The organism is Micromonospora endolithica (genome assembly GCF_003626595.1).
Taxonomy (GTDB): Bacteria; Actinomycetota; Actinomycetes; order Mycobacteriales; family Micromonosporaceae; genus Micromonospora; species Micromonospora endolithica.
In genome coordinates this window covers 206973-229406 of record NZ_RBAK01000003.1, presented here as the reverse complement: position 1 = coordinate 229406, position 22434 = coordinate 206973, and the positions used below count along the sequence as shown (strand labels likewise).

Genomic DNA, 22434 nt, shown 5'->3' with positions numbered 1-22434 from the left:
TCACACCTCCTGAGAGTCCGGGGCGGCGGCGATGTTGGCCGGCTCCCGCTCGGCGACCACGCGCCGGGTGCGCGGGCTCGGTGGTACCTGCAGGTCCATCGGGGGCAGCGGGAAGCTGCCCTGCGGACGGTTGTCGACCTGCTCCTGCACGGTCGGCTTCGGCTCCGGCCGGCGGCTCGGCCAGAAGAGCGTGGCGAGCAGCAGGATGCCGGCCGGGATGCCGACCGCGATCAGCTTGCTCCGGGTGTCCCAGTCCTCGATCGAGCGCAGCCCACCGAGCACCAGGAGCCACACCAGGTTGATCGGGAGCAGCACCTTCCAGCCGAGGCGCATGAACTGGTCGTAGCGCATCCGGGGGAGCGTGCCCCTCAGCCAGACGAAGACGAACACCAGCGCGACGACCTTGCCGAAGAACCAGAGCAGCGGCCACCAACCGGAGTTGGCGCCCTCCCAGATGGTGATCGGCCACGGCGCCCGCCAGCCGCCGAGGAACAGCGTCACGGTGAAGGCCGACATGGTGACCATCGCGACGTACTCGGAGAGCATGATCAGCGCGAACTTCAACGAGCTGTACTCGGTCATGAAGCCGGCCACCAGCTCCGACTCCGCCTCGGGCAGGTCGAACGGCGCCCGGTTGGTCTCACCGACGATCGAGATGAAGAAGATGACGAAGCTCGGGAAGAGCAGGATCGCGTACCAGCCGGGAGCCGGGATCTCGGTGCCGAACACACTGAGCTGGGTGCCCGCCCCCTGCTCGGCGACGATCCCGCTGGTCGACATCGTGCCGGCGGTCATGAAGACCGCCACCACGGAGAGGCCCAGCGCGATCTCGTAGGAGATCAGCTGCGCTCCGGAGCGCAGACCACCGAGCAGCGGGTAGGTCGAGCCGGAGGCCCAACCGGCCAGCACCACGCCGTAGACCGCCATCGACGAGCACGCCAGCACCAGCAACACCGCGACCGGCACGTCGGTGACCTGCAACGGCGTCCGGTGGCCGAAGATGCTGACCATCGGGCCGAACGGGATCACCGACAGCGCGGTGACCGCGCAGACCACCGAGATGACCGGTGCGAAGAAGTAGACGACCTTGTCCGCCGCCTTCGGGAGGATGTCCTCCTTGAAGGCCATCTTCAAACCGTCGGCGAGGGTCTGCAGCAGACCGAACGGGCCGACCTGGTTGGGACCGGGCCGCACCTGCATGAAGCCGACGACACGTCGCTCGAACCAGACGCCGAGCAGGGTGGCGACCAGACCGAACGCGAACGCGAAGACGACCTTGCCGAGAACCAGCCACCACGGGTCCCGGCCGAAGTCGGCCAGGGTCGGGTCCTGCGCGAGGAAGGTCATGAGACACCCCCGGAGTTGAGGAGCGGACCGGGGCGGCCGGCCGCGTCCGCCGCGACCGACCCGGTCGCGTCGGCCTGGTGGGGAACGGCGGCCGCCACCGCGGCGGCCGAGACCCGGACCACGGCACCGGACGTGGCGCCGAGGCTGCGCCGGACGGTCGAGCCCGGCGAGTTGGTCGGCAGCCACACGACGCCGTCCGGCATCTCGGTGACCGCCGCCGGGAGGGTGACCGCACCCCGGTCGGTACCCACCGTCACCGGGTCACCGTCGGCGACGCCGAGCGCCTCCGCGGTGCCCTTGCCCAGCCGGACCACCGGTGGCCGGGCGGTTCCGGCCAGGTGCTCGTCGCCGTCGGTGAGGCTGCCCAGGTCGATCAGCTGGTGCCAGGTGGCCAGTACCGCCTCGCCGGCACCCGGGTGGGGCACCGGAGCCGGCTCGACCGACGGCGCGGCCGGACGGTCGATCCGGGTGCGGGGCAGGGCACCCAGCTCACGCCGGATGCTCGACACGTCGCCGGTGCCCAGTCGCACGTCGAGCTGCGCGGCCAGCGCGTCCAGCACCCGGCCGTCGGTCATCGCGGCGGTGTTCAGCACCGCCTCGAAGGTGCGCAGCCGGCCCTCCCAGTCGAGGAAGCTGCCGGCCTTCTCGACCACCGGGGCGACCGGGAAGACCACGTCCGCCCGGCGGGCCACCGCGCTGTGCCGCAACTCCAGGCTGACCAGGAAGGGCACCGCGTCCAGGGCGGCCTCGGCCAGCCGCGGGTCGGCCAGGTCGGCCGGGTCGACCCCGGCCACCACCAGCGCGCCCAACTGGCCGTTCGCCGCCGCCGTGAGGATGCCGTCGGTGTCCCGGCCGGCCTGGCTGGGGATCACCCCCGCCGGGATGTCCCAGGCCTCGCCGAGTTCGGCCCGGGCGGCCGGCTCGGTCACCGGACGACCGCCGGGCAGCAGGTTGGGCAGGCAGCCGGCGTCGACCGCGCCGCGGTCACCCGCCCGCCGCGGCACCCAGGCCAGCTTCGCGCCGGTACGCCGGGCCACCGCCGCCGCCGCGGAGAGCCCACCCGGCACGCTGCCGAGCCGCTCGCCGACGATCAGGACCGCGCCCGGCTGGCTCAGCGCCTCGGCCACCGTGGCGTGCTCGGCGAGCACGCTGGCCTCCTCGCCCGGCACCACCCGGGCCAGCTTGGCGCCGAGCTTCTCCAGGCCGCGGGTGGCGAACGGCGCCAGCGCGTACACCGTCAGGGTCTTCTTCAGGTACGCCTTGCGCAGGCGCAGGAAGAGGATCGGGCACTCCTCCTCCGGCTCCAGACCGACCAGCACCACCGCCGGAGCGTTCTCCACGTCGGTGTACGTCACGTCGGTGTTGCCGGCGACGCTGCTGGCCAGGAAGTCGGACTCCTCACGGGAGACCGGTCGGGCCCGGAAGTCGATGTCGTTGGTGTTGAGGGCCACCCGGGCGAACTTCCCGTACGCGTAGGCGTCCTCGACGGTCAGCCGGCCGCCGGTGAGCACCGCGGTGCCCCGGCCGCCGTCCCGGGCCGCCCGCAGTCCCTCGGCGGCCACGGTGAACGCCTCGCTCCAGGACGCCTCGCGCAGCTCGCCGGTGCGCTCGTCGCGGACCAGCGGGGTGGTGAGCCGGTCGAAGGCGCGGGCGTACTGGAAGCCCCACCGCCCCTTGTCGCAGTTCCACTCCTCGTTGACCGCCGGGTCGTCGCCGGCCAGCCGGCGGGTCACCTTGCCGCGCCGCCAGTCGGTGCGCTGGGCGCATCCGGCCGAGCAGTGCTCGCAGACGCTGGGGCTGGAGACCAGGTCGAACGGGCGGGCCCGGAACCGGTACTGGGCACCGGTCAGCGCCCCCACCGGGCAGATCTGCACGGTGTTGCCGGAGAAGTACGAGTTGAAGGGCACGTCACCGGCGTCGCCGTCGGTGCCGTACTCCTCGTCCCGGTAGATGTTGATCTCCTCGGCGGACGACCGGCCCATCAGGTCGATGAACTTGTCGCCGGCGATCTCCTCGGAGAACCGGGTGCACCGCTGGCAGAGCACGCACCGTTCCCGGTCGAGCAGCACCTGGGTGCTGATCGGCAGCGGCTTCGGGTACTCCCGCTTGTGCTCGTGGAACCGCGAGTCGGTGCGGCCGGTGGACATCGCCTGGTTCTGCAGCGGGCACTCGCCGCCCTTGTCGCACATCGGGCAGTCGAGCGGGTGGTTCATCAGCAGCAGCTCCATGACCCCCTCCTGCGCCTTCTTGGCGACCGGAGAGGTGAGCTGGGTGCGGACCACCATGCCGTCGGCGACCGTCTGGGTGCAGGAGGCGACCGGCTTGCGCTGCCCCTCCACCTCGACCAGGCACTGCCGGCAGGCGCCGGCCGGAGCCAGCAGCGGGTGGTCGCAGAACCGGGGGATCTCGGTGCCCAGCTGCTCGGCGACCCGGATCAGCAGGGCCCCCTTCGGAGCGGTGACCTCGACGCCGTCGATGGTGAGCGTGACCGTCTCGGTCTGCTTGGCTACGTCCGTCATCAGTGAGCTCCCACCAGCTGCTTGTCGGACAGCTTCGGCGCGGTACGGCCCTCGATGTAGTCGAGGTAGTCCTGCTTGAAGTACTTCAGCGACGAGGTCACCGGGCTGGTCGCGCCGTCACCCAGGCCGCAGAACGAGCGGCCGAGGATGTTGTCGCAGGTGTCGAGCAGGGTCTCCAGGTCCTCGTGGGTGCCCTGGCCGGCCAGGATCCGCCGGTAGACCCGGACCATCCAGTAGTTGCCCTCCCGGCACGGGGTGCACTTGCCGCACGACTCGTGGTGGTAGAACTCCAGCCACCGGTACGTCGCGTAGACCGGGCAGTCCTGGTCGGAGAAGATCTGCGTGGCCGTGGTGCCGAGGATCGAACCGGCGGCGGCCACCCCCTCGAAGTCCAGCGGCACGTCGAGGTGCTCGGCGGTGAGCAGCGGCGTCGAGGAGCCACCCGGCGTCCAGAACTTGAGGTTGTGCCCCGGCTGCATGCCACCGGCCAGCTCGATCAGCTCGCGCAGCGTGATGCCCAGCCCGCACTCGTACTGGCCGGGGTTGGCGATCCGCCCGGAGAGCGAGTAGATCATCGGCCCGGAGGACTTCTCCGTGCCCATGCTCTTCCACCAGTCCGCGCCGCCCAGCACGACGTACGGCACGCTGGCGATCGTGCCGACGTTGTTGACCACCGTCGGGCACGCGTACAGGCCGTGGGTCGCCGGGAACGGCGGGCGCAGCCGCGGCTGGCCCCGGAAGCCCTCCAGCGAGTCCAGCAGCGCCGTCTCCTCACCGCAGATGTACGCCCCGGCGCCCGAGTGCACCACCAGCTCCAGGTCGAAGCCGCTGCGCAGGATGTTCGTGCCGAGGTAGCCCTTGGCGTACGCCTCCTGCACCGCGTTGCGCAGCCGGCGCGCGGCGTGCACGGCCTCGCCCCGGATGTAGATGTAAGCCCGGTTGGCGCGGATCGCGTACGACGCGATGATCACACCCTCGATCAGCGAGTGCGGATCGTGGGTCATCAGCGGCAGGTCCTTGCAGGTGCCCGGCTCGCCCTCGTCGGCGTTCACCACGAGGTAGTGCGGCTTGCCGTCGCCCTGCGGGATGAAGCCCCACTTCAGGCCGGTGGGGAAGCCGGCGCCGCCCCGGCCGCGCAGGCCGGAGTCCTTGACCAGTTGGATGAGGTCGTCCGGGTGGGCCTTGAGCGCCTTGCGCAGCGCCGCGTACCCGTCCAGCTTCTCGTAGGTGCCGATCCGCCAGGCGTCCGGGGAGAGCCAGCGCTTGGTCAGCACCGGCGTCAGCTTGGCCAGCGTCTCCGGCCGGGGAGTGGTCACTTCTGGTCCCCCGTCTCGCTCGCGACGGCCGGGCCGGTGCCGGCCTCGGCGTCCTTGAGGTTGCGCTCCTGCGCCGCGGCCTGGTCGCCCGCGGGCTTGCCGTCACCGGCGGGGGCGTTGGCCGCCGCACCGGCGGCCTCGGCCTCCTGGGCGTCCCGGGTCGCCGGGGCGGTGGTGTCGTTCGGGATCTTGGTGCCCGGGGCGTCCGGGACGGCGGTCCGCGCGTCCGGCTGCCGCGTCTCGGCCGCCCGGATCTCCGGTGACTTGTCGTCCGGCGCCTTGACGTCCGGCGCGGTGCTGCCGGTGGCCGCGGCGGCGGGTGCCGGCTCGCCGGCACCGGCGTTGCCCGGCGCACCCGTCGGGGTGGACGCGCCGTCGCCGCCCTTCGCCTGGACCGGAGCGGGCGCCGGCTTCGCGGCCTCGGCCTTCGCCTTGGCCTCGGCGGCCGCCTTGTCCGCCTCCGCCTTGCTGCGGATCGGCGTGTTCGGGTCGAAGCCCGGCACCGAGATGCCGTGCTGCTCGGCCAGGCGCAGCCCCCGCAGGGTCGCCTCCCCCGGCTGCCCGTCGGCGACCGCGCCGTCCCGCTCGTCGGCGAACCCGGCGAGCTGGACGGCCATCTCCTTGAGCGTGCAGAGCCGCGCGCCCCGGGTCGGCATCGGCCGCCCGCCCGCCCGCAGCTCGTCGACGACGCCGACCGCGGTGCCCGGGTCAACGTTGTCGAAGAAGTCGTAGTTGACCGTCATCACCGGGCCGTAGTCGCAGGCCGCGAGGCACTCGGCGTGCTCCAGGGTGATCGTGCCGTCGGCGGTGGTCTCGTCGTGCCCGACGCCCAGGTGCTCGGCGAGGGTGTCGTAGACCTGCTGGCCGCCCAGCACGTTGCACATCGTGTTGGTGCAGACGCTGACCAGCCAGTCACCGGTGGGCCGGCGCTTGTACATCGTGTAGAACGTCGCGACCGCGCCGACCTGGGCCTTGTTCAGGCCGAGCACCTCGGCGCAGAACGCGACGCCGGCCGGGGAGACGTAACCCTCCTCGGCCTGCACCAGGTGCAGCAGCGGCAGCAGCGCCGAGCGGGACCGGTCCGCCGGGTAGCGGGCGATGATCTCCCGCGCCCGCTCCCGGGTCTCGTCGGTGAACGTCGTGCTCATCGGTCGCAACCTCCCATGACGGGGTCCAGCGAGGCGCCGCCGGCGATCACGTCGGCGATCAGGCCGCCCTCGGCCATCGCCGGCAGGGCCTGGAGGTTGACGAAGCTCGGCTCCCGGTAGTGCACCCGGTACGGCCTGGTGCCACCGTCGGAGACGGCGTGCACGCCCAGCTCCCCGCGCGGCGACTCGATGCCGACGTAGACCTGCCCCGGCGGCACCCGGAAGCCCTCGGTGACGAGCTTGAAGTGGTGGATCAGCGACTCCATCGACTGACCCATGATCTTGGCGACGTGCTCCAGCGAGTTGCCCATGCCGTCCACCCCGATGGCGAGCTGCGCCGGCCAGGCGATCTTCTTGTCGGCGACCATCACCGGGCCCGGCCGCAGCCGGTCCAGCGCCTGCTCGACCAGCTTGAGCGACTCGCGCATCTCGGCGAGCCGGACCAGGTAGCGGCCCCACACGTCACCGTCGGGGTGCGTCGGCACGTCGAACTCGTACGTCTCGTAGCCGCAGTAGGGCATGGTCTTGCGCAGGTCCCAGGCGAGACCGGCGGACCGCAGCACCGGCCCGGTGACGCCGAGCGCCAGGCAGCCGGTCACGTCCAGCACCGCGACGTTCTTCGTACGCTCGGTCCAGATCGGCTGGCCGGAGAGGAGGTCCTCGTACTCCTTGAGCTTCTTCGGCATCATCTTCAGGAACTCGCGGATCTTGACGATCGCCTCGTCCGGCACGTCCTGGGCGACCCCGCCCGGCCGGACGTACGCGTGGTTCATCCGCAGGCCGGTGATGTTCTCGAAGATGTCGAGGATGTACTCCCGCTCGCGGAAGCCGTACAGCATGATCGAGATCGCGCCGAGCTCCATGCCGGTGGTGGCCAGCCACACCAGGTGCGAGGAGATGCGGTTCAGCTCCATCATCAGCACCCGGATGGTGGTGGCCCGCTCGGTGATCTGCTCCTCGATGCCGAGCAGCTTCTCCACCGCGAGGCTGTACGCCGTCTCGTTGAACAGCGGCGACAGGTAGTCCATCCGGGTCACGAAGGTCGAGCCCTGCACCCAGTTGCGGTATTCCAGGTTCTTCTCGATGCCGGTGTGCAGGTAGCCGACGACCGAGCGGGCCTCGCGGACCGTCTCGCCCTCCAGCTCCAGGATCAGCCGGAGCACCCCGTGGGTGGAGGGGTGCTGCGGGCCCATGTTGACGACGATCCGCTCGTCGTTGATCGGGTCGGTGCCGGACACCACCTCGTCCCAGTCCCCACCGGTGACGGTGAAGACCTTGCCCTCGGTGGTGTCCCGCTCGGTCGCGTAGTTGGAAGTGGTCACTGGTACGACCTCCGCTGGTCCGGCGGCGGGATCTCGGCGCCCTTGTACTCGACGGGTACGCCGCCGAGCGGGTAGTCCTTGCGCTGGGGGTGGCCCTCCCAGTCGTCCGGCATGAGGATCCGGGTCAGGTTGGGGTGGCCGTCGAAGACGATGCCGAACATGTCGTACGCCTCCCGCTCCTGCCAGTCGGCGGTCGGGTAGACGGCGGTCACGCTGGGCAGGTGCGGGTCCTCGGCGGAGACCGCGGCCTCCAGCCGGACCCGACGCCGGTACGTCATCGAGGTGAGCTGGTAGACGACGTGCAGCCGGCGGGCGTCCGCGCCGAGGTAGTCCACCCCGGACACCGAGGAGCACAGCTCGAAGCGCAGTGCCAGGTCGTCCCGCATCGCCTGGCAGACCTCGGCGATCCGCTCCGGGCGTACGTGCAGGGTCAGCTCGCCGCGGTCGATCACGACCTTTTCGATCGCGTCGCCGAACGCCGGGTAGGCCTCCTCCAGCGCGTCGGTCACCTCGTCGAACCAGCCGCCGTACGGCCGGGTCGCGCCCTCGATCGTCCGGCGCGGGCGGACCAGGCCGCCGTAGCCGGAGACGTCGCCGGTGCCCTGGTTGCCGAACATGCCCCGGCCGGCCGGACTGGCCGGCGGGTACTCGGCCGGCGCTCCGCTGGTGGCGCCGGCCGGCGTCACCGGTACCGGCACGCCCCGGTCGTCAGGCGCGGTCACTTCACACCCCCGTGCGCGTGCAGGTGGTTCTGGGCCTTCATCCAGTTCTCGATGCGCAGTTGCTCCTCGCGCCCCTCGCGGACCGCCCTGGTCCACTCGGCGCGCCGGGCCTTGTCGCTTCGGTACGACGACGGCATCGAGCCGTACGGCACCACCGGAACGTCGCCGCGTTCCTGGCGGGCCTGGAGCATCTTGCGGCCGTTCGGGCCCAGCGGCTCGTGCATGATCTTCTCGCGGAGCTTGAGGATCGCGTCGATCAGCATCTCCGGCCGGGGTGGGCAGCCGGGCAGGTACATGTCGACCGGCACGACGTGGTCCACGCCCTGGACGATCGCGTAGTTGTTGAACATGCCGCCACTGCTGGCGCAGACGCCCATCGAGAGCACCCAGCGGGGCTCGGCCATCTGGTCGTAGATCTGGCGCAGCACCGGGGCCATCTTCTGGCTCACCCGGCCGGCCACGATCATGAGGTCGGCCTGCCGGGGCGAGGCCCGGAAGACCTCCATGCCCCAGCGGCCCATGTCGTAGTGCGGCCCGCCGGCGGCCATCATCTCGATCGCGCAGCAGGCCAGGCCGAACGTGGCGCCCCAGACCGACGACTTCCGCGACCAGTTGACCAGCTTCTCCACCGAGGTGAGCAGGACACCGGCGGGGAGCTTCTCCTCGATACCCATCTGAGGTTCCTCCCTCAGTCCCAGTCCAGGCCGCCGCGCCGCCAGACGTAGGCGTATGCGACGAAGACCGCGACGATGAACAGGACCATCTCCACGAAGCCGAAGATCGGCAGGGCGTCGAACGAGACCGCCCAGGGGTAGAGGAAGATGATCTCGATGTCGAAGACGATGAAGAGCATCGCCGTCAGATAGAACTTGACCGGGAACCGGCCGCCGCCGACCGGCTGCGGGCTGGGCTCGATGCCGCACTCGTACGCCTCGAGTTTGGCCTTGTTGTAACGCCGGGGGCCGGCGAAGCGGGCGGCGGCCACGGAGAACAGCGCGAACGCCGTGGCGAGGGCGAACAGCCCGATGATCGGTGCGTAAGGCGAGAGCGACATCGTTTTCTCCTGCTCGTCCTTCCCTGCCCCTGGTGCTTGACGAAAATCACACTATTCACGTCCCTCGTGACGGCCGCCAGCGGGGGTCGATCTCTGTCGCGTGCCCGGGGGCGACACCGGCCCCGAGCAGGCCGTCTATACCGCTGGCGCGGCCTTGGTCAGCGTGTTGATGACCCGGTCCATCGCGTCACCGTCACGCGGGTCGGTCAGGTTGGCCAGCAGCTTGAGCACGAAGCGCATCAGCATCGGGTGCGGCATGCCGTACCTGGTCGCCATCCGCATCACCTCGGGACGGCCGATCAGCTTCACGAAGATGCCGCCGAGCCGGTAGTAACCGCCGAAGCGCGCCTTCAGCTCGGTCGGGTACGCCATCAGCGCCCGCTCCCGCTCCGGCCCGGCCGGTCGGGCGAGGGCCTGCACCGCGACCTCCGCGGCCAGCTCACCGGACTCCATCGCGTACGCGATGCCCTCGCCGTTGAACGGGTTGACCATGCCGCCGGAGTCGCCGACCAGCAGCACGCCGCGGGTGTAGTGCGGCACCCGGTTGAAGCCCATCGGCAGCGCGGCGCCGAGGATCGGCCCCTCCGCGTTCGCCTCGTCGGTCATGCCCCACTCGGCCGGCGTGTTGGACAGCCAGTCGGTGAGCAGCCGGCGGTAGTTCGTCTTGCCGAACGCCGAGGATGAGTTGAGCACGCCGAGACCCACGTTGACCCGACCGTCACCGAGGCCGAAGATCCACCCGTAACCGGGCAGCAGCGCGTCGCTGTCCCGGCCGCGCAGCTCCAGCCAGGACTCCAGGTAGTTGTCGTCGTGCTTGGCCGGGCAGCGGTAGTAACGCCGGACGGCCACGCCGATCGGCCGGTCCTCGCGCTTGGCCAGCCCGAGGGCGAGCGGGAACCGGCCGGAGACGCCGTCGGCCGCGACGACCAGCGGGGCGTGGAAGCTCGCCGGCTCCTTGTCCGGACCGACCTCGGCGGTCACGCCGATCACCCGGTCGTCGCCGTCGAGCACGGGACCGATGACGTTCACGCTGGTGCGCAGCTTCGCGCCGGCGGCGACCGCCCGCTGGGCGAGCAGGTCGTCGAAGTCGAGCCGGGTGCGGACCAGGCCGTAGTTGGGGTAGCTGGCCAGATCGGGCCAGTCCAGTTCCAGGCGTACGCCTCCGCCGATGACCCGCAGGCCGCGGTTGCGCAGCCAGCCGGCCTCGGTCGAGGTGTCCACGCCCATCCGGATCAGCTGCCGGGTCGCCCGCGGGGTCAACCCGTCGCCGCAGACCTTCTCCCGGGGGAACTCGGTCTTCTCCAGCAGCAGCACCCGTACGCCGTGCCGAGCCAGGTGGTACGCGGTCGCCGACCCACCGGGACCGGCGCCCACCACGATCACGTCGGCGTCGTTCTCCACCGAGGTCATCTCGCGCCTCCTCCCGCACGCTCGTGAAATGCTTCACAAGCCAGACGCTGAGGAGTCTATGACCGGCGTTACACCGTCGCCCGGTGAGGGGTACCTAACTTGCCGGAAACAGGCCGGCCGGCCTCCGGCGGAGGGTCATCGGCGGACCGGCTCGGCGGGGTCCAGACCGGCATCGACCCGGATCGCCTCGGGCAGATGTTCGCGTAACGCCCCGCCGGCGGCGCGGTCCAGCGCGGCGAGCACCTCGGCCACCACCTGACGGACGTCACCCGGGTCCGCACCGGCCAGTTCCTTGAGCTGCGCGATGAGTTCCGCGGCGTCGTCGTCGGTGGGCGCCGAGGGGTCCGGCCGCGCTGGTCCCGTCATGCAGGGCAGCTTACGGAACAAATTGGACTAAAGCCACTAATTTCCGAAGCTGCGGCGAAGCGGAGTTGACCGCGAAGGATCAGTCGCGGACCGCGCGGTGCAGGGCGACCACGCCACCGGTCAGGTTGCGCCACGCCACCCGGCCCCAACCGGCCGCCGCGACGCGCGCCGCCAGCGCCGACTGGTCGGGCCAGGCGCGGATCGACTCGGCGAGATAGACGTAGGCGTCCGGGTTGCTCGACACCGTCCGGGCCACCACCGGCAACGACCGCATGAGGTACGACAGGTAGACCGTGCGGAAGGCCGGGTTGACCGGGGTGCTGAACTCACACACCACCAGCCGGCCGCCGGGCCGGGTCACCCGGGCCAGTTCGCGCAGCGCGGCGTCGGTGTCGTTGACGTTGCGCAGCGCGAAGGAGATGGTGACCGCGTCGAAGCTGGCGTCGGCGAACGGCAACCGCAGCGCGTCACCGGCCAGCAACGGCACCGCCGGTCGGGTCCGCTTGCCCGCGTACAGCATGCCGAGGGACAGATCGGCGCCGACCGCGTACGCCCCGGACTGGGCCAGTTCCTCGGTCGACACGCCGGTGCCCGCGCCCACGTCCAGGACCCGCTCGCCCGGTCGCAGCGCCAGCGCGGCCCGCGTCGACCGCCGCCAGGCCCGGTCCTGGCCGAAGGACAGCACGGTGTTGGTCAGGTCGTAACGGGCGGCCACGCCGTCGAACATCGCGGCGACCTCGTGCGGCTGCTTGTCCAGGCTGGCGCGCTGGCCCTGCGGGGTACGGCTCACCCCTCCACTCTGCCAGCCACGCCCCGGATGCGGCGTAGTGGGTGGTGGCCCGGATACGCGAGGGGGCGGGGTGGTCGCCCACCCCGCCCCCACCGTCCGCACGGTCAGTCGTTCGACGTCTCGTCGCCCGGGTTCACCAGCACGACCCTGCGCCGCCGGGACAACAGCAGCAGGCCACCACCGGCCAGCAGCACCGCGGCACCGATCCCACCGATCAGCCCGGCCTGCACGCCGGTCACCGGAAGGCTGGGGTCGTCGTCGCCACCACCGCCGCCCCCGGCGCCGGGGGTGGTGGTCGGGCCAGCGGTCGGGGTGCCCGTCGGGGCGACCGTCGGCGTCGCGGTGGGTTCCCCGGAAGGGGTGGGAGTGGGCGTCGGCTGCGCCGACAGGTCCACGAACGCCTCGAAGACGGTGTGGTTGTCCGCCGGGTCCACCTCCTCGAAGGACCTGCGCTGGGCGGGGCCGGCGCTCCGCGCCTCCTCCTCCGGCGCGCCCTGCGCGGCGTCCAACCCGTACGCGAAGAGGTCGCCCTCCCGCAGCACCGGCTCCGTGACGTCCGCACCGACGGTGACGGTGACGTCGTCGGTGTAGTACTGGCCGGGCCGGAGCACGGCGCCGGCGTCCTCGCAGAACGCCTGCGCCCGGCCGAGGATCTCCTGCTGGACACAGGTGTCGGGCAGCTCGGCGAAGGTCACGCCGGCCGGGAGGGTGAGGCCGTAGAAGACGCCGGTGGCCCGCCGGCTGCCGTCGTTGTAGACCGCCCAGTCCAGCGGGACGGTCTCGCCCCGCCGCACCGGCCGCAGGTCGGGCTCGTTGGTCACGGCACCGTCGACCACGACGTTGGCCTGCACGTCCTGCGCCCAGGAGGTGAGGTCGTAACCCCGCTTGGTCACCTCGACCGGGACGTCGACGATGGCGTCCTCGTCCGGCAGCGGGGTCAGCACGCCGACGGTCAGCACACCGCCGTCGCCCTTCCCGCCGGTGCTGAACAACGGGATGCCGATGTCCGCACTGGTGCCGGCCGGCAGGTCGCCGAGCGAGCACTCGTAGAGGTGCGCACCGCGCTCGGTGCAGCCGGCGGGCAGCACGAAGCCGACCCGCCTGCTGTTGAGCCCCACGGTGTTGATCCGGTAGACGACGTCCTCGGCGGTGGCGTCGCCCGAATTGGTGACGGTGAACTTGAACGGCTTGGCCTTCGCCGCGTCGACGCCGCGGGCCAGGCCGGTGCTGATCGGGATGACGGCGAGGTCCGGCGCGGGTGCCGCCTGGGCCGGGGCGCCGGTGACGGCCAGGCCGCCGATCGTGAGTAGCGCAACGGCGCCAGCACGTGCCGGAACCGAGCGGTGGAGCATGGTCATCGATCCCCCGGGGGTAGGGAAATGTGGATGGTCGCGGGTTCGGTGGAAACAGTACGGGCAGGATGGTCGCCCATCCCGCCCGCACTGCCGTGCATCTATATGAACGACCCTCGCGGGTCGATGGAGGACAACCCTCAGGCCGTCGGCCGCTCGTCGCCCGGCGTCACCAGGACGACCCGGCGCCGCCGCGCCATCAGGAACATCAGACCACCGGCGAGCAGCACGGCACCGCCGATGCCGCCGATCAGGCCGGCCTTGGCGCCGGTCACCGGCAGGCCCGGGCCGTCACCGTCGTCGTCGCCACCGCCGCCGGAGCCGCCCTTCGCGGCCACGATCACCGCGTACGCGTCGGTGTTGTCGGTCTCGTCGATCTCGCGCACCTCGGCGGCCTGCTCGGCCGTGGCGGCCTTGAGGAACGACGGGAGAGTCTTCTTCGTGGCGGCGACGTTCGCGCTGGTCGCCGGCAGCTCACCGAGCGCGGTGACGGTGCCGCTGCCGCCCTGGAGGGCGATCGGCGCCTTGACGTCCGCGTCGACCTTCACCGGGAAGGAGCCGATGAGGATGTCGCCCGGCGCCACCTGGAGCAGCGGGGTCGGGCAGTTGGCCACCCGACGGTCCGGCGAGTAGGTGCACTCCCGCAGGTCCTCGGTGAAGGTGGCGCCCTTCGGCAGCGTGAGGTCGAGCTTGATGCCGTTGGCGATCACGTCGCCCTGGTTGATCAGCTCGACGTGCACCAAGGTCTCGGCGCCGGGCACCAGCAGCGGCGGCTTCTCCGACCCGTCCGCCTGGAACTTGACGTCCGGCACGACGATGCCCATGTCGACGCCGCTCTCGTCGGTCAGGACCAGCTCGGCGGAGGCGCTGTCGTTGTCCGCCGCGGTGTCCCCGTCGGACTTGACGGTGACGGTGAACGGCGCGGTGTAGGGCAGCTCGACGCCCTCCTCCGCCTTGAACGTCACCAGCGCGACCTCGAGGGTCTCGCCGGGGCCCGGGACGGTCTTGTCGTCGACCAGGCAGCTGAACCGGGTCGGCTGCTCGTCACCGTCGATCGTGCACGGACCTTCGGTGACCGGCACGACGGCGACCTTCGCAAAGTCGATCTTGGAAACGTCGACGTCGACCACGAAATTGTCGGGCGTGCCCGGGCCGTTGTTCTTGATCTTGGCGAAGGCCACCTTGTCCTGAGCGCCGGCCGCGACCCGGGTGCCGGTGACCTCGACCGACAGGTCGGCGGCGGTGTCGGCGGCGTACGCCGGGACGCCGAACGCGGTGAGGGCGCCGGACGCGAGGAGCGCCGCTGCGCCCAGCCGCACCAGAGGCCGGTTACGGAAGATCATGAAGGGGTCCCCCCGTGGGGTGAAGGAAAGGTACGGGCCGGGACGTTAGCGGGCGGCGAACCTCCCCGCCAGCCCCATGATCGAGCGCGGCGGCCTGCCCGCCTAAAGATGACTTAAGGATTGTCCGGATTGATGGCGGTTGTCGTCCCGGCAGGTCGACCGCAGTCGTCGCAACGTTCACCGAATCGATATCTGTGTACTCCGCCGGATGGCCGAACGGCCCACCGGCGCCGATCACCGAGGGTGACCGGTCGCTGATGGACCGTCGAATGCCGTGGGGCGGAGGCGGTCAGCGCGCCTCGACCAGTGGCAGGGACTTCCCCGCGCCACCGCCGGGCAGGGCGATCGAGGAGAAGTGCGACACGACCCGCTCGTCGGTCGGGTCGTCGGCCGGAGTGTGGTGTACCGCCAGCCGGTGGTAGAGGGTGTCCCGCTGGGCCGGGATCCGGTCCGCCGAGCGGATCATGGCGATCAGCTCGTGCAGGTTGGAACGGTGCCGGGCGCCGGCGGAGGAGATGACGTTCTCCTCCAGCATGATCGAGCCGAGGTCGTCCACCCCCATGTGCAGCGCGAGCTGCCCGACGTCCTTGCCGGTGGTCAGCCAGGACGCCTGAAGGTGCGGCACGGTCTCGAAGAACAGCCGGGCCACCGCCACCAGCCGCAGGTATTCCAGAGTGGTCGCCTGGGTGCGGCCCTTGAGGTGGTTGTTCTCCGGCTGGTAGGTCCAGGGGATGAAGGCGCGGAAGCCACGCGTGCGGTCCTGCACGTCACGGATCATCCGCAGGTGCTCGATCCGCTCGGCGGCGGTCTCGCCGGTGCCCATCATCATCGTCGCGGTCGACTCGACGCCCTGCCGGTGGGCCAGCTCCATGACCTCCAGCCAGCGCTCGCCCGACTCCTTGAGCGGGGCGATCGCCCGACGGGGCCGCTCGGGCAGCATCTCCGCTCCGGCGCCGGCGATCGAGTCCAGGCCGGCGGCCTTGATCCGGGAGATCGCCTCGTCCAGGCTCACGCCGGAGACCTTGGCCATGTGCAGGATCTCGCTCGGGCCGATCGAGTGGATGGCCAACTGCGGGTAGGCCGTCTTCACCGAGGAGAACAGCTCCTCGTAGTACTCGACACCGTAGTCCGGGTGGTGCCCGCCCTGGAGCATGACCTGGGTGGCGCCCAGCTCGACCGCCTCGCCGCAGCGGCGCAGGATCTCCTCGGTCGGGTGGGTCCAGCCCTCCTTGTGCTTGGGCGCACGGTAGAAGGCACAGAACTTGCACGCCGTCACGCAGACGTTGGTGTAGTTGATGTTGCGATCGATCAGGTAGGTGACGACGTTGTCCGGGTACCGCCGCCGGCGCACCGCGTCGGCCGCCTCGCCCAGCGCGTGGAACGGCGCCTCGGTGTAGAGCAGCAGGGCCTCCTCGGGCGTGATCCGCCCGCCGTCCGCGCCACGTTGCAGGATGTCGTCGATCTCCCGGCTCACCGTCACGCCTCCGAGCCTACGCCGACGCCGGCGGGTACCCGTACCGCCCGGTCACCCGTGTGACGGGGCAGGCATGGTGGGCGCGGTCGGGCTTGTCCCGGTCGGGACGCTGTCGAACTGATGTCGCAGACGAATCAGTGGGTCGACCGGGGTCGGTCAACCGGCCGGGCCGGGTGATGTCGTGGGTGGCTCAGCTCGACAGCGTCCGAGACACCCTGTTCCCGGCGCGTGGGCGGGCACGCCGGCACGTCAGCGACGAAGACCGGCGACGAAGGCTAGGCGTCGTAGTCGACCGTGAGCCGATCGGTGGTGGGGCTGGACTGGCAGGTCAACACGTAACCGGCCGCCACCTCGTCCGGCTCCAGCGCGTAGTTGCGCGCCATGGTCACCGCACCGTCCACCACCTTGGCCCGGCAGGTCGAGCACACTCCGCCCTTGCAGGCGTACGGCAGCTCGGAGCGGACCTTCAACGCCGCGTCGAGCACCCGCTCGTCGGGGCCCATCGTGAAGGTCGACGACCGGCCGTCCAGCACGATCGTCACCTCGGCGCCGGAACCCGGCTCGTCGCCGGGACGACGCACCGGCTCCGGCGGCGCGTCCACGTGGAACAGCTCGGTGCGCACCGCCGACTCCGCGACGCCCCGACCGGTCAGCACCGCGCGGGCGTCGACCACCATGGCGTACGGGCCGCAGAGGAACCACTCCTCGATGGTGTCGCCCGGCACGACGGTGTCCAGCAGCCGGCCCAGCCGCTCGGCGTCGACCCGCCCGGACAGCAGCGGCGACTCGCCCTGCTCCCGGGACAGCACGTGCACCAGGTGCAGCCGGGTCGGGTACCGGTCCTTCAGGTCGGCCAGCTCCTCGGCGAACATCACGGTGTTCGCCGTGCGGTTGCCGTACACCAGGGTGAACGTGCTGGCCGGCTCGACGGCCAGGGCCGTCGCGACCAGCGACAGCACCGGGGTGATGCCGGAACCGGCGACGACCGCGCCGTAGTGGCGGACCCGGTCCGGCGCGAACGCCGTGGTGAAGTGGCCCAGCGGAGGCAGCACCTCCACCGTGTCGCCGTCGCGCAACGCCCCGCACGCGAAGGCGGAGAACGCGCCGCCCGGGATCTCCCGCACCCCGATCCGCAGCCTGCCGTGCCGGGCCAGGTCGTCCGGGGTGGAACAGATCGAGTACGACCGGCGGACGTCCTCCCCGGCGGACCCGGCCGCCCCGGCTCCACCGGGAAGGCGCACGGTCAGGTGCTGACCGGCGGAGAACGCGAAGGTCGCGCGCAGCTCCTCGGGCACGGCGAAGGTGATCGCCACGGCGTCGGCGGTGAGCCGGTCCACGGCGGCCACGGGCAGCGGGTGGAAGACCGGCCGGCGGCGGACCGGTCGGGTGATGGTGACAGTCACAGCGCCTTCAGGTGGTCGAAGGGTTCGGAGCAGGAGCGGCAGCGCCACAACGCCTTGCACGCGGTGGACCCGAAGCGGCTGAGCTGCTCGGTCTCCGGCGAGCCGCAGCGCGGGCAGCGGACCGCGAGGGTGAGCGGGACGACGTTGCCGGCCCGGACCGGGGCCGGCGGGGCGATCCCGGCGGCGGCCAGCTTCGCCCGCCCGGAATCGGAGATCCAGTCGGTGCTCCAGGCCGGGCTGAACACGGTACGGATCTCGGCGTCCGGACGGCCGGCGGCGGCCAGGGCTTGGCGGATGTCGGCCCGGATCACGTCCATCGCCGGGCAGCCGGTGTAGGTGGGGGTGATGGTGACGACGACCCGACCGGTCGCCGGGTCCTCGTCGACCGCCCGCAGGATGCCCAGCTCGTCGATGGTGATCACCCGGATCTCCGGGTCCACCACCGCCGCGACGGCCTCCCTCGTCCCCGTCACCAGCGGGCCCCGGGATGGGCGCGGTGCAGCACCTGCATCTCGGCGAGCAGGAACGACAGGTGCTCGGTGTGCACGCCGTCGCGCCCGCCGGCCGGTGCCCAGGTCGTCTCCGGACGGGTCAGCGTCGCCTCGTCGAGCACCGCCGACACCACGGCGTCGAAGTCGGGCCGCAGGGTGGCCGGGTCGACCGGCGCCGCCGGGTCCGCCGCGAACAGCTCGTGGGTGTACGGCCACATCTCGTCCACCGCGGCCTGCATCCGACGGTGCGACTCCTCGGTGCCGTCACCGAGCCGTTTCACCCACAGCGAGCTGTGGTCCAGGTGGTACGCCGACTCCTTGCGCGCCTTGCCCCCGATGGCGGCGAGCCGCTCGTCGGCGCAGGCGGCGAGCGCGGTGTAGAGCGGGAGCTGGTACGCCGACAGGAGGAGCAGCTTCGCCATCGTCACCGCGAAATCGCCGTTGGGCAGCTCGACCAGGAGGCAGTTGCGGAACTCCCGGTCGTCCCGGCCGAAGGCCAGCGCGTCCTCGTCCCGGCCGGCCCCCTCCAGTTCGCCCGCGTACGTCAGCAGCAGCCGCGCCGCGCCGAGCTGGTCGAGGGCGATGTTGGACAGCGCGATGTCCTCTTCCATCTCCGGTGCGCGGGTCGACCACTCGGCGAGCCGCTGCGCCGCGACCAGCGCGTCGTCGGCCAGCCCCAGTGTGAAGTCGAAGGGACCCTTCACAGGTGCGCCACCCCGTCCGGCACCTCGTAGAACGTGGGATGCCGGTAGACCTTGTCGGCCGCCGGGTCGAAGAAGGCGTCCTTCTCGTCCGGGCTGGACGCGGTGATCGCGCTCGCCGGCACCACCCAGATCGACACGCCCTCCTGGCGGCGGGTGTAGAGGTCCCGGGCGTTGCGCAGGGCCAGCTCCGCGTCCGGCGCGTGCAGGCTGCCGACGTGGGTGTGCGACAGCCCCCGCCGGGCGCGCACGAAGACCTCCCAGAGCGGACTGTGTGCCTGGCTGTTCACGCGGCCACCTTCTCCCTCTTCGCCGCCTGCTTGGCCGCGTACGCCGTGGCGGCGTCCCGGACCCAGGCACCCTCGGCGTGGGCCCGGCGGCGGTGTTCCATCCGTTGCCGGTTGCACGGCCCCTCGCCCTTGATCACCCGCATCAGCTCGTCGTAGTCGGGCTGGGTGTAGTCGTACGACTGGCGCTCGTCGTTCCAGCGCAGGGCCGGGTCGGGGATGGTGACCCCGAGCACCTCGGCCTGGCCGACGCACATGTCCACGAAGCGCTGCCGCAGCTCGTCGTTGGAGAAACGCTTGATCTTCCAGGCCATCGACTGCGCCGAGTGGGTGGAGTCGGTGTCCGGCGGGCCGAACATGGCCAGCGACGGGTACCACCAGCGGTTCACCGCGTCCTGGGCCATCGCCTTCTGCCCCGGGGTGCCGTGCGCCAGGGTGTGCAGGATCTCGTAGCCCTGCCGCTGGTGGAACGACTCCTCCTTGCAGACCCGGATCATCGCCCGCGCGTACGGGCCGTACGAGCAGCGGCACAGGGGGACCTGGTTGACGATCGCGGCGCCGTCGACCAGCCAGCCGATCGCTCCGACGTCGGCCCAGGTCAACGTCGGGTAGTTGAAGATCGAGCTGTACTTCTGCCGCCCGTTGAGCAGCATGTCGACCAGCTCGTCCCGGCTGATGCCGAGGGTCTCCGCGGCGGCGTAGAGGTAGAGGCCGTGACCGGCCTCGTCCTGCACCTTGGCCAGCAGGATCGCCTTGCGCTTCAGCGACGGGGCGCGGCTGATCCAGTTGCCCTCGGGCTGCATCCCGATGATCTCGGAATGCGCGTGCTGGGCGATCTGGCGGATCAGCGTCTTCCGGTACGCCTCGGGCATCCAGTCCCGCGGCTCGATCTTCTGGTCGGCCTCGACGACCTCGGCGAAGTACGCCGCCAGGTCCTGGTCCGGGCCGGGCGCACCTCGTCGGCCCCGGGCTGCCGCCTCGCGCAGCGCGGCCTCGGCCGCCTCGACCTCGCCGAGCAGGCCGCCGCCGGCAGTGTCCTCGGCGGAGAAGTCGTTGCCATACATGAGGACAAGTGTTACAGCTCGCGGCCTCCCGCACCAGAGGGTGTAACAGAATTCCGATGGTCGGTCCGGTGATCACCCGGCAACCCGGAGTAGCGGGACCGACTGTGACTTGGGTCATTCGGCAAAGATGAATCACCTCAGAAGAGGCAAAGCGGCTCTATATCCCTACCAGGTCGTGGATTGCCAGGTGTCGAGCCGTGGCGTGGGACAAATCCGCACGTAGACTTCCCCCGGCACACCGATCGGCTCCCGACGATCGCCCCAAGGCACCAGCGGAGGCTCCGGCCCCCTCGGCGGTCCGCCCGATCCCCCCGGACAACGTGAAGCCGGCCCCCCGGCCCTGACATCTGGAGCTCACCCACTCATGCGATCCCGCGTGACCATGGTGTTCGCCGTCGTGACGGTCCTGCTCGGCGGCGCCCTGCTGGTGCCCGCCGCGTACGCCCGGCTGGCCGACGGCGGCGAGGCCGGCGGCAGCGGAGGTGGCGCGCAGAGCGTCGCGGCGCCCGCGCCCAAGGCTCCCCCGCCGCCGACCCTGGCCGCCGGGACGGTCTCGGTGAACTTCAAGGGCGAGTTCTTCTCCTGGGCCCTCATGGACCGGGCGACCGGAACCATCTCCGGCTCGAAGAACATGGCCTCGACCAGCTCCACCGAGTCGATGATCAAGTCCTGGTTCGCCGCCGACTACCTGCGCCTGCTGGGTGGCAAGCCGATCCCGGCGGCGATGAAGAAGAACATCACCACCGCCATCCGGGACAGCGACGACGACGCGGCGAACAGGCTCTACGCCGCCGTCGGCAGGGCCGCCACCGTCAAGCGGATGATCAGCATTTGCGGGCTGACCGACACCAAGCCGGGCAACGTCCCCGGCTACGTCGGCTGGTGGAGCTTCACCCGGATGTCCCCGCGCGACGCGGTCCGGCTCGGCGACTGCATCGGCGACGGCAAGGCCGCCGGCCCGAAGTGGACGACATACCTGCTGGACGAGATGAGCAAGGTCCGGGGCACGACCGCCGCCAAGGACCAGAAGCTGCGCTCCGGCGGCGGCAGGTGGGGCATCGTCGACGGCCTGCCCGCGTCGATCACCGCGCAGGGCCCGGTCAGCATCAAGAACGGGTGGACCCCGCTGAACTACGACGGCAACTGGCACGTCAACTGCCTGGCCGTGACCGAGAAGTGGAGCCTCGCGGTGATGCTGCGCTACCCGCAGAAGAGCGGGTTGACGTACGGCTCCCAGGTCTGCGCGAGCGTCGCCAGCCAGCTGGTCACCCCCCAGCCCGGCGCCGCCCTGAAGGTGCCGCAGCAGCCGGTCGGGAAGCTCTGATGGCCCGCCGCCGCGCCACGGCACGACCGTCCGGCGGGACGTCACTCGGGAAGTTGATCGCGGTGACGGCCATCCTGATCGGCATGGTGCTGGTGTCCCTGCGCCTGCTGCCCGGTTCCCCGTTCGAGTCCCAGGCCGCCGCCCGATGGGGCGAGCCCGCGGCACCCGGCGAGCGTCAGACCGGGTCCGCCACCGACCGCCGCGCCCGGCCGCCGGCCGCCAGCCCGTCGCCGCGGGCCACGCGCGAACCGCTGCCGTTCGTGGCGAAGGACCTCGACCTCGACATCGAGGGCTGGTACTCGTGGAGCGTGCTGGACCGGCGCACCGGCGAGATCATCGGCTCGGACAACATGGCCGAGACCAGCACCACCGCGTCGTTGATCAAGTCCTGGATCGTCGCCGACTACCTCCGGCGTACCGCCGAGGCCGGGAAGACGCCCAGCGACGCGAAGCTGGCCGACGCCACGAAGATCATCCGGGACAGCGACAACACCCGGACCGAACAGTTCTACAACTCGTTGGACCGCGAGGCGTCGATCAAGCGCCTGCTCTCGCTCTGCGAGCTGACCGACAGCAAGGTGGCCAGCGACGAGGGCTGGAGCCGCACCGAGCTTTCCCCGCGCGACACCGCACGACTCGGGCAGTGCATCGCCGATGGGCGGGCCGCCGGCCCGAAATGGACGAGGTGGCTGCTCAGCGAGATGAAGCAGGTGCGCGGCGCGGGTGACTTCGGCATCCGCAAGGCGTTCCCGGCCGCCGAGCGCAAGAACATCGCCATCAAGAACGGCTGGATCGACCGCACCCGCGAGCAGGAGATGCACATCAACTGCCTCGCTATCGGTGACACCTGGACGATGGGCGTGATGGTGCGGTACCCGATCAACATGGGCTACGAGTACGGCATGAAGAACTGCCAGAAGATCACCGAGGCGCTGCTCCGCGACGCCGGCTGAGGTGATCGCGCTCGCACCATGAAGTAGTGGCCTCCCGCGCCTACCGAG

21 protein-coding genes are annotated in these 22434 nt (G+C 71.2%); 2 read left to right on the top strand and 19 right to left on the bottom strand.

The annotated features are described in order from the left end of the window. The 19 genes from nuoH to paaA all read right to left on the bottom strand — a co-directional run bounded on the left by nuoH (position 1) and on the right by paaA (position 20109). Positions 1-1347 carry an NADH-quinone oxidoreductase subunit NuoH gene (gene nuoH, locus D7223_RS10275; protein ID WP_120727536.1) on the bottom strand — a complete coding sequence of 449 codons (1347 nt, stop codon included), beginning with the start codon at positions 1345-1347 and terminating at the stop codon, positions 1-3. Further along, positions 1344-3866, bottom strand: coding sequence for an NADH-quinone oxidoreductase subunit G (locus tag D7223_RS10270; protein WP_120727535.1), 2523 nt, complete (start codon positions 3864-3866; stop codon positions 1344-1346). Before D7223_RS10270 ends, nuoH begins: the two co-directional genes overlap by 4 nt. Continuing rightward, the gene (nuoF, locus tag D7223_RS10265) at positions 3866-5182 is read right to left on the bottom strand and encodes an NADH-quinone oxidoreductase subunit NuoF (protein ID WP_120727533.1); all 1317 of its coding nucleotides are present in this window, start codon (positions 5180-5182) and stop codon (positions 3866-3868) included. The genes D7223_RS10270 and nuoF overlap by 1 nt, the downstream gene beginning before the upstream one ends. Then, positions 5179-6330, bottom strand: coding sequence for an NADH-quinone oxidoreductase subunit NuoE (nuoE, locus tag D7223_RS10260; protein ID WP_120727531.1), 1152 nt, complete (start codon positions 6328-6330; stop codon positions 5179-5181). Before nuoE ends, nuoF begins: the two co-directional genes overlap by 4 nt. Beyond that, positions 6327-7652, bottom strand: a complete 1326-nt coding sequence (locus tag D7223_RS10255) for an NADH-quinone oxidoreductase subunit D (protein ID WP_120727530.1) — start codon at positions 7650-7652, stop codon at positions 6327-6329. Before D7223_RS10255 ends, nuoE begins: the two co-directional genes overlap by 4 nt. Then, on the bottom strand, positions 7649-8374 hold the full coding sequence (locus tag D7223_RS10250; RefSeq protein WP_120727528.1) for an NADH-quinone oxidoreductase subunit C: 726 nt from the start codon (positions 8372-8374) through the stop codon (positions 7649-7651). Before D7223_RS10250 ends, D7223_RS10255 begins: the two co-directional genes overlap by 4 nt. Further along, positions 8371-9048 carry a NuoB/complex I 20 kDa subunit family protein gene (locus D7223_RS10245; RefSeq protein ID WP_120727526.1) on the bottom strand — a complete coding sequence of 226 codons (678 nt, stop codon included), beginning with the start codon at positions 9046-9048 and terminating at the stop codon, positions 8371-8373. The genes D7223_RS10250 and D7223_RS10245 overlap by 4 nt, the downstream gene beginning before the upstream one ends. 14 nt (positions 9049-9062) lie before the next feature. Beyond that, positions 9063-9428, bottom strand: coding sequence for an NADH-quinone oxidoreductase subunit A (locus D7223_RS10240; RefSeq protein ID WP_120727524.1), 366 nt, complete (start codon positions 9426-9428; stop codon positions 9063-9065). 135 nt (positions 9429-9563) lie between these two features. Further along, positions 9564-10838 (bottom strand): geranylgeranyl reductase family protein, encoded by a 1275-nt coding sequence (locus tag D7223_RS10235; protein WP_120727522.1) that lies wholly within the window; start codon positions 10836-10838, stop codon positions 9564-9566. 135 nt (positions 10839-10973) lie between these two features. After that, entirely contained in the window at positions 10974-11204 is a 231-nt protein-coding gene (locus D7223_RS10230) for a hypothetical protein (RefSeq protein WP_120727520.1), read from the bottom strand. 79 nt (positions 11205-11283) lie between these two features. Next, the gene (locus D7223_RS10225) at positions 11284-11994 is read right to left on the bottom strand and encodes a demethylmenaquinone methyltransferase (protein WP_120727518.1); all 711 of its coding nucleotides are present in this window, start codon (positions 11992-11994) and stop codon (positions 11284-11286) included. Between the two features lie 104 nt (positions 11995-12098). After that, positions 12099-13352: an LPXTG cell wall anchor domain-containing protein gene (locus tag D7223_RS10220; protein WP_120727516.1), complete on the bottom strand. Its 1254-nt coding sequence runs from the start codon at positions 13350-13352 to the stop codon at positions 12099-12101. Between the two features lie 134 nt (positions 13353-13486). Continuing rightward, positions 13487-14689, bottom strand: coding sequence for a cell wall anchor protein (locus D7223_RS33000; protein WP_186832295.1), 1203 nt, complete (start codon positions 14687-14689; stop codon positions 13487-13489). Positions 14690-14978: 289 nt separating this feature from the next. Further along, positions 14979-16169, bottom strand: coding sequence for a cyclic dehypoxanthinyl futalosine synthase (gene mqnC, locus D7223_RS10210; protein ID WP_120727514.1), 1191 nt, complete (start codon positions 16167-16169; stop codon positions 14979-14981). Between the two features lie 269 nt (positions 16170-16438). Further along, positions 16439-17566, bottom strand: a complete 1128-nt coding sequence (paaE, locus tag D7223_RS10205) for a 1,2-phenylacetyl-CoA epoxidase subunit PaaE (protein ID WP_120727512.1) — start codon at positions 17564-17566, stop codon at positions 16439-16441. After that, positions 17563-18039, bottom strand: coding sequence for a 1,2-phenylacetyl-CoA epoxidase subunit PaaD (gene paaD, locus D7223_RS10200; RefSeq protein WP_120727510.1), 477 nt, complete (start codon positions 18037-18039; stop codon positions 17563-17565). The genes paaE and paaD overlap by 4 nt, the downstream gene beginning before the upstream one ends. Further along, positions 18036-18761: a 1,2-phenylacetyl-CoA epoxidase subunit PaaC gene (gene paaC, locus D7223_RS10195; protein ID WP_120727508.1), complete on the bottom strand. Its 726-nt coding sequence runs from the start codon at positions 18759-18761 to the stop codon at positions 18036-18038. Before paaC ends, paaD begins: the two co-directional genes overlap by 4 nt. Further along, the gene (gene paaB, locus D7223_RS10190) at positions 18758-19048 is read right to left on the bottom strand and encodes a 1,2-phenylacetyl-CoA epoxidase subunit PaaB (protein ID WP_120727506.1); all 291 of its coding nucleotides are present in this window, start codon (positions 19046-19048) and stop codon (positions 18758-18760) included. Before paaB ends, paaC begins: the two co-directional genes overlap by 4 nt. Next, entirely contained in the window at positions 19045-20109 is a 1065-nt protein-coding gene (gene paaA / locus D7223_RS10185) for a 1,2-phenylacetyl-CoA epoxidase subunit PaaA (RefSeq protein WP_120727504.1), read from the bottom strand. The genes paaB and paaA overlap by 4 nt, the downstream gene beginning before the upstream one ends. A gap of 364 nt (positions 20110-20473) precedes the next feature. Here paaA and D7223_RS10180 point away from each other — a divergent pair, with 364 nt between their 5' ends. After that, on the top strand, positions 20474-21433 hold the full coding sequence (locus D7223_RS10180) for a serine hydrolase (protein ID WP_120727502.1): 960 nt from the start codon (positions 20474-20476) through the stop codon (positions 21431-21433). Continuing rightward, on the top strand, positions 21433-22386 hold the full coding sequence (locus D7223_RS10175; RefSeq protein WP_120727500.1) for a serine hydrolase: 954 nt from the start codon (positions 21433-21435) through the stop codon (positions 22384-22386). The genes D7223_RS10180 and D7223_RS10175 overlap by 1 nt, the downstream gene beginning before the upstream one ends. Positions 22387-22434 lie beyond the last annotated feature (48 nt).

Coding starts and splice junctions, on each gene's coding strand:
- D7223_RS33000 (WP_186832295.1), bottom strand. CDS start 14,689: ATGATCTTCCGTAACCGGCCTCTGGTGCGGCTGGGCGCAGCGGCGCTC.
- D7223_RS10220 (WP_120727516.1), bottom strand. CDS start 13,352: ATGACCATGCTCCACCGCTCGGTTCCGGCACGTGCTGGCGCCGTTGCG.
- D7223_RS10175 (WP_120727500.1), top strand. CDS start 21,433: ATGGCCCGCCGCCGCGCCACGGCACGACCGTCCGGCGGGACGTCACTC.
- D7223_RS10180 (WP_120727502.1), top strand. CDS start 20,474: ATGCGATCCCGCGTGACCATGGTGTTCGCCGTCGTGACGGTCCTGCTC.
- paaA (WP_120727504.1), bottom strand. CDS start 20,109: ATGTATGGCAACGACTTCTCCGCCGAGGACACTGCCGGCGGCGGCCTG.
- D7223_RS10230 (WP_120727520.1), bottom strand. CDS start 11,204: ATGACGGGACCAGCGCGGCCGGACCCCTCGGCGCCCACCGACGACGAC.
- D7223_RS10240 (WP_120727524.1), bottom strand. CDS start 9,428: ATGTCGCTCTCGCCTTACGCACCGATCATCGGGCTGTTCGCCCTCGCC.
- nuoH (WP_120727536.1), bottom strand. CDS start 1,347: ATGACCTTCCTCGCGCAGGACCCGACCCTGGCCGACTTCGGCCGGGAC.
- D7223_RS10235 (WP_120727522.1), bottom strand. CDS start 10,838: ATGACCTCGGTGGAGAACGACGCCGACGTGATCGTGGTGGGCGCCGGT.
- D7223_RS10270 (WP_120727535.1), bottom strand. CDS start 3,866: ATGACGGACGTAGCCAAGCAGACCGAGACGGTCACGCTCACCATCGAC.
- D7223_RS10245 (WP_120727526.1), bottom strand. CDS start 9,048: ATGGGTATCGAGGAGAAGCTCCCCGCCGGTGTCCTGCTCACCTCGGTG.
- nuoE (WP_120727531.1), bottom strand. CDS start 6,330: ATGAGCACGACGTTCACCGACGAGACCCGGGAGCGGGCGCGGGAGATC.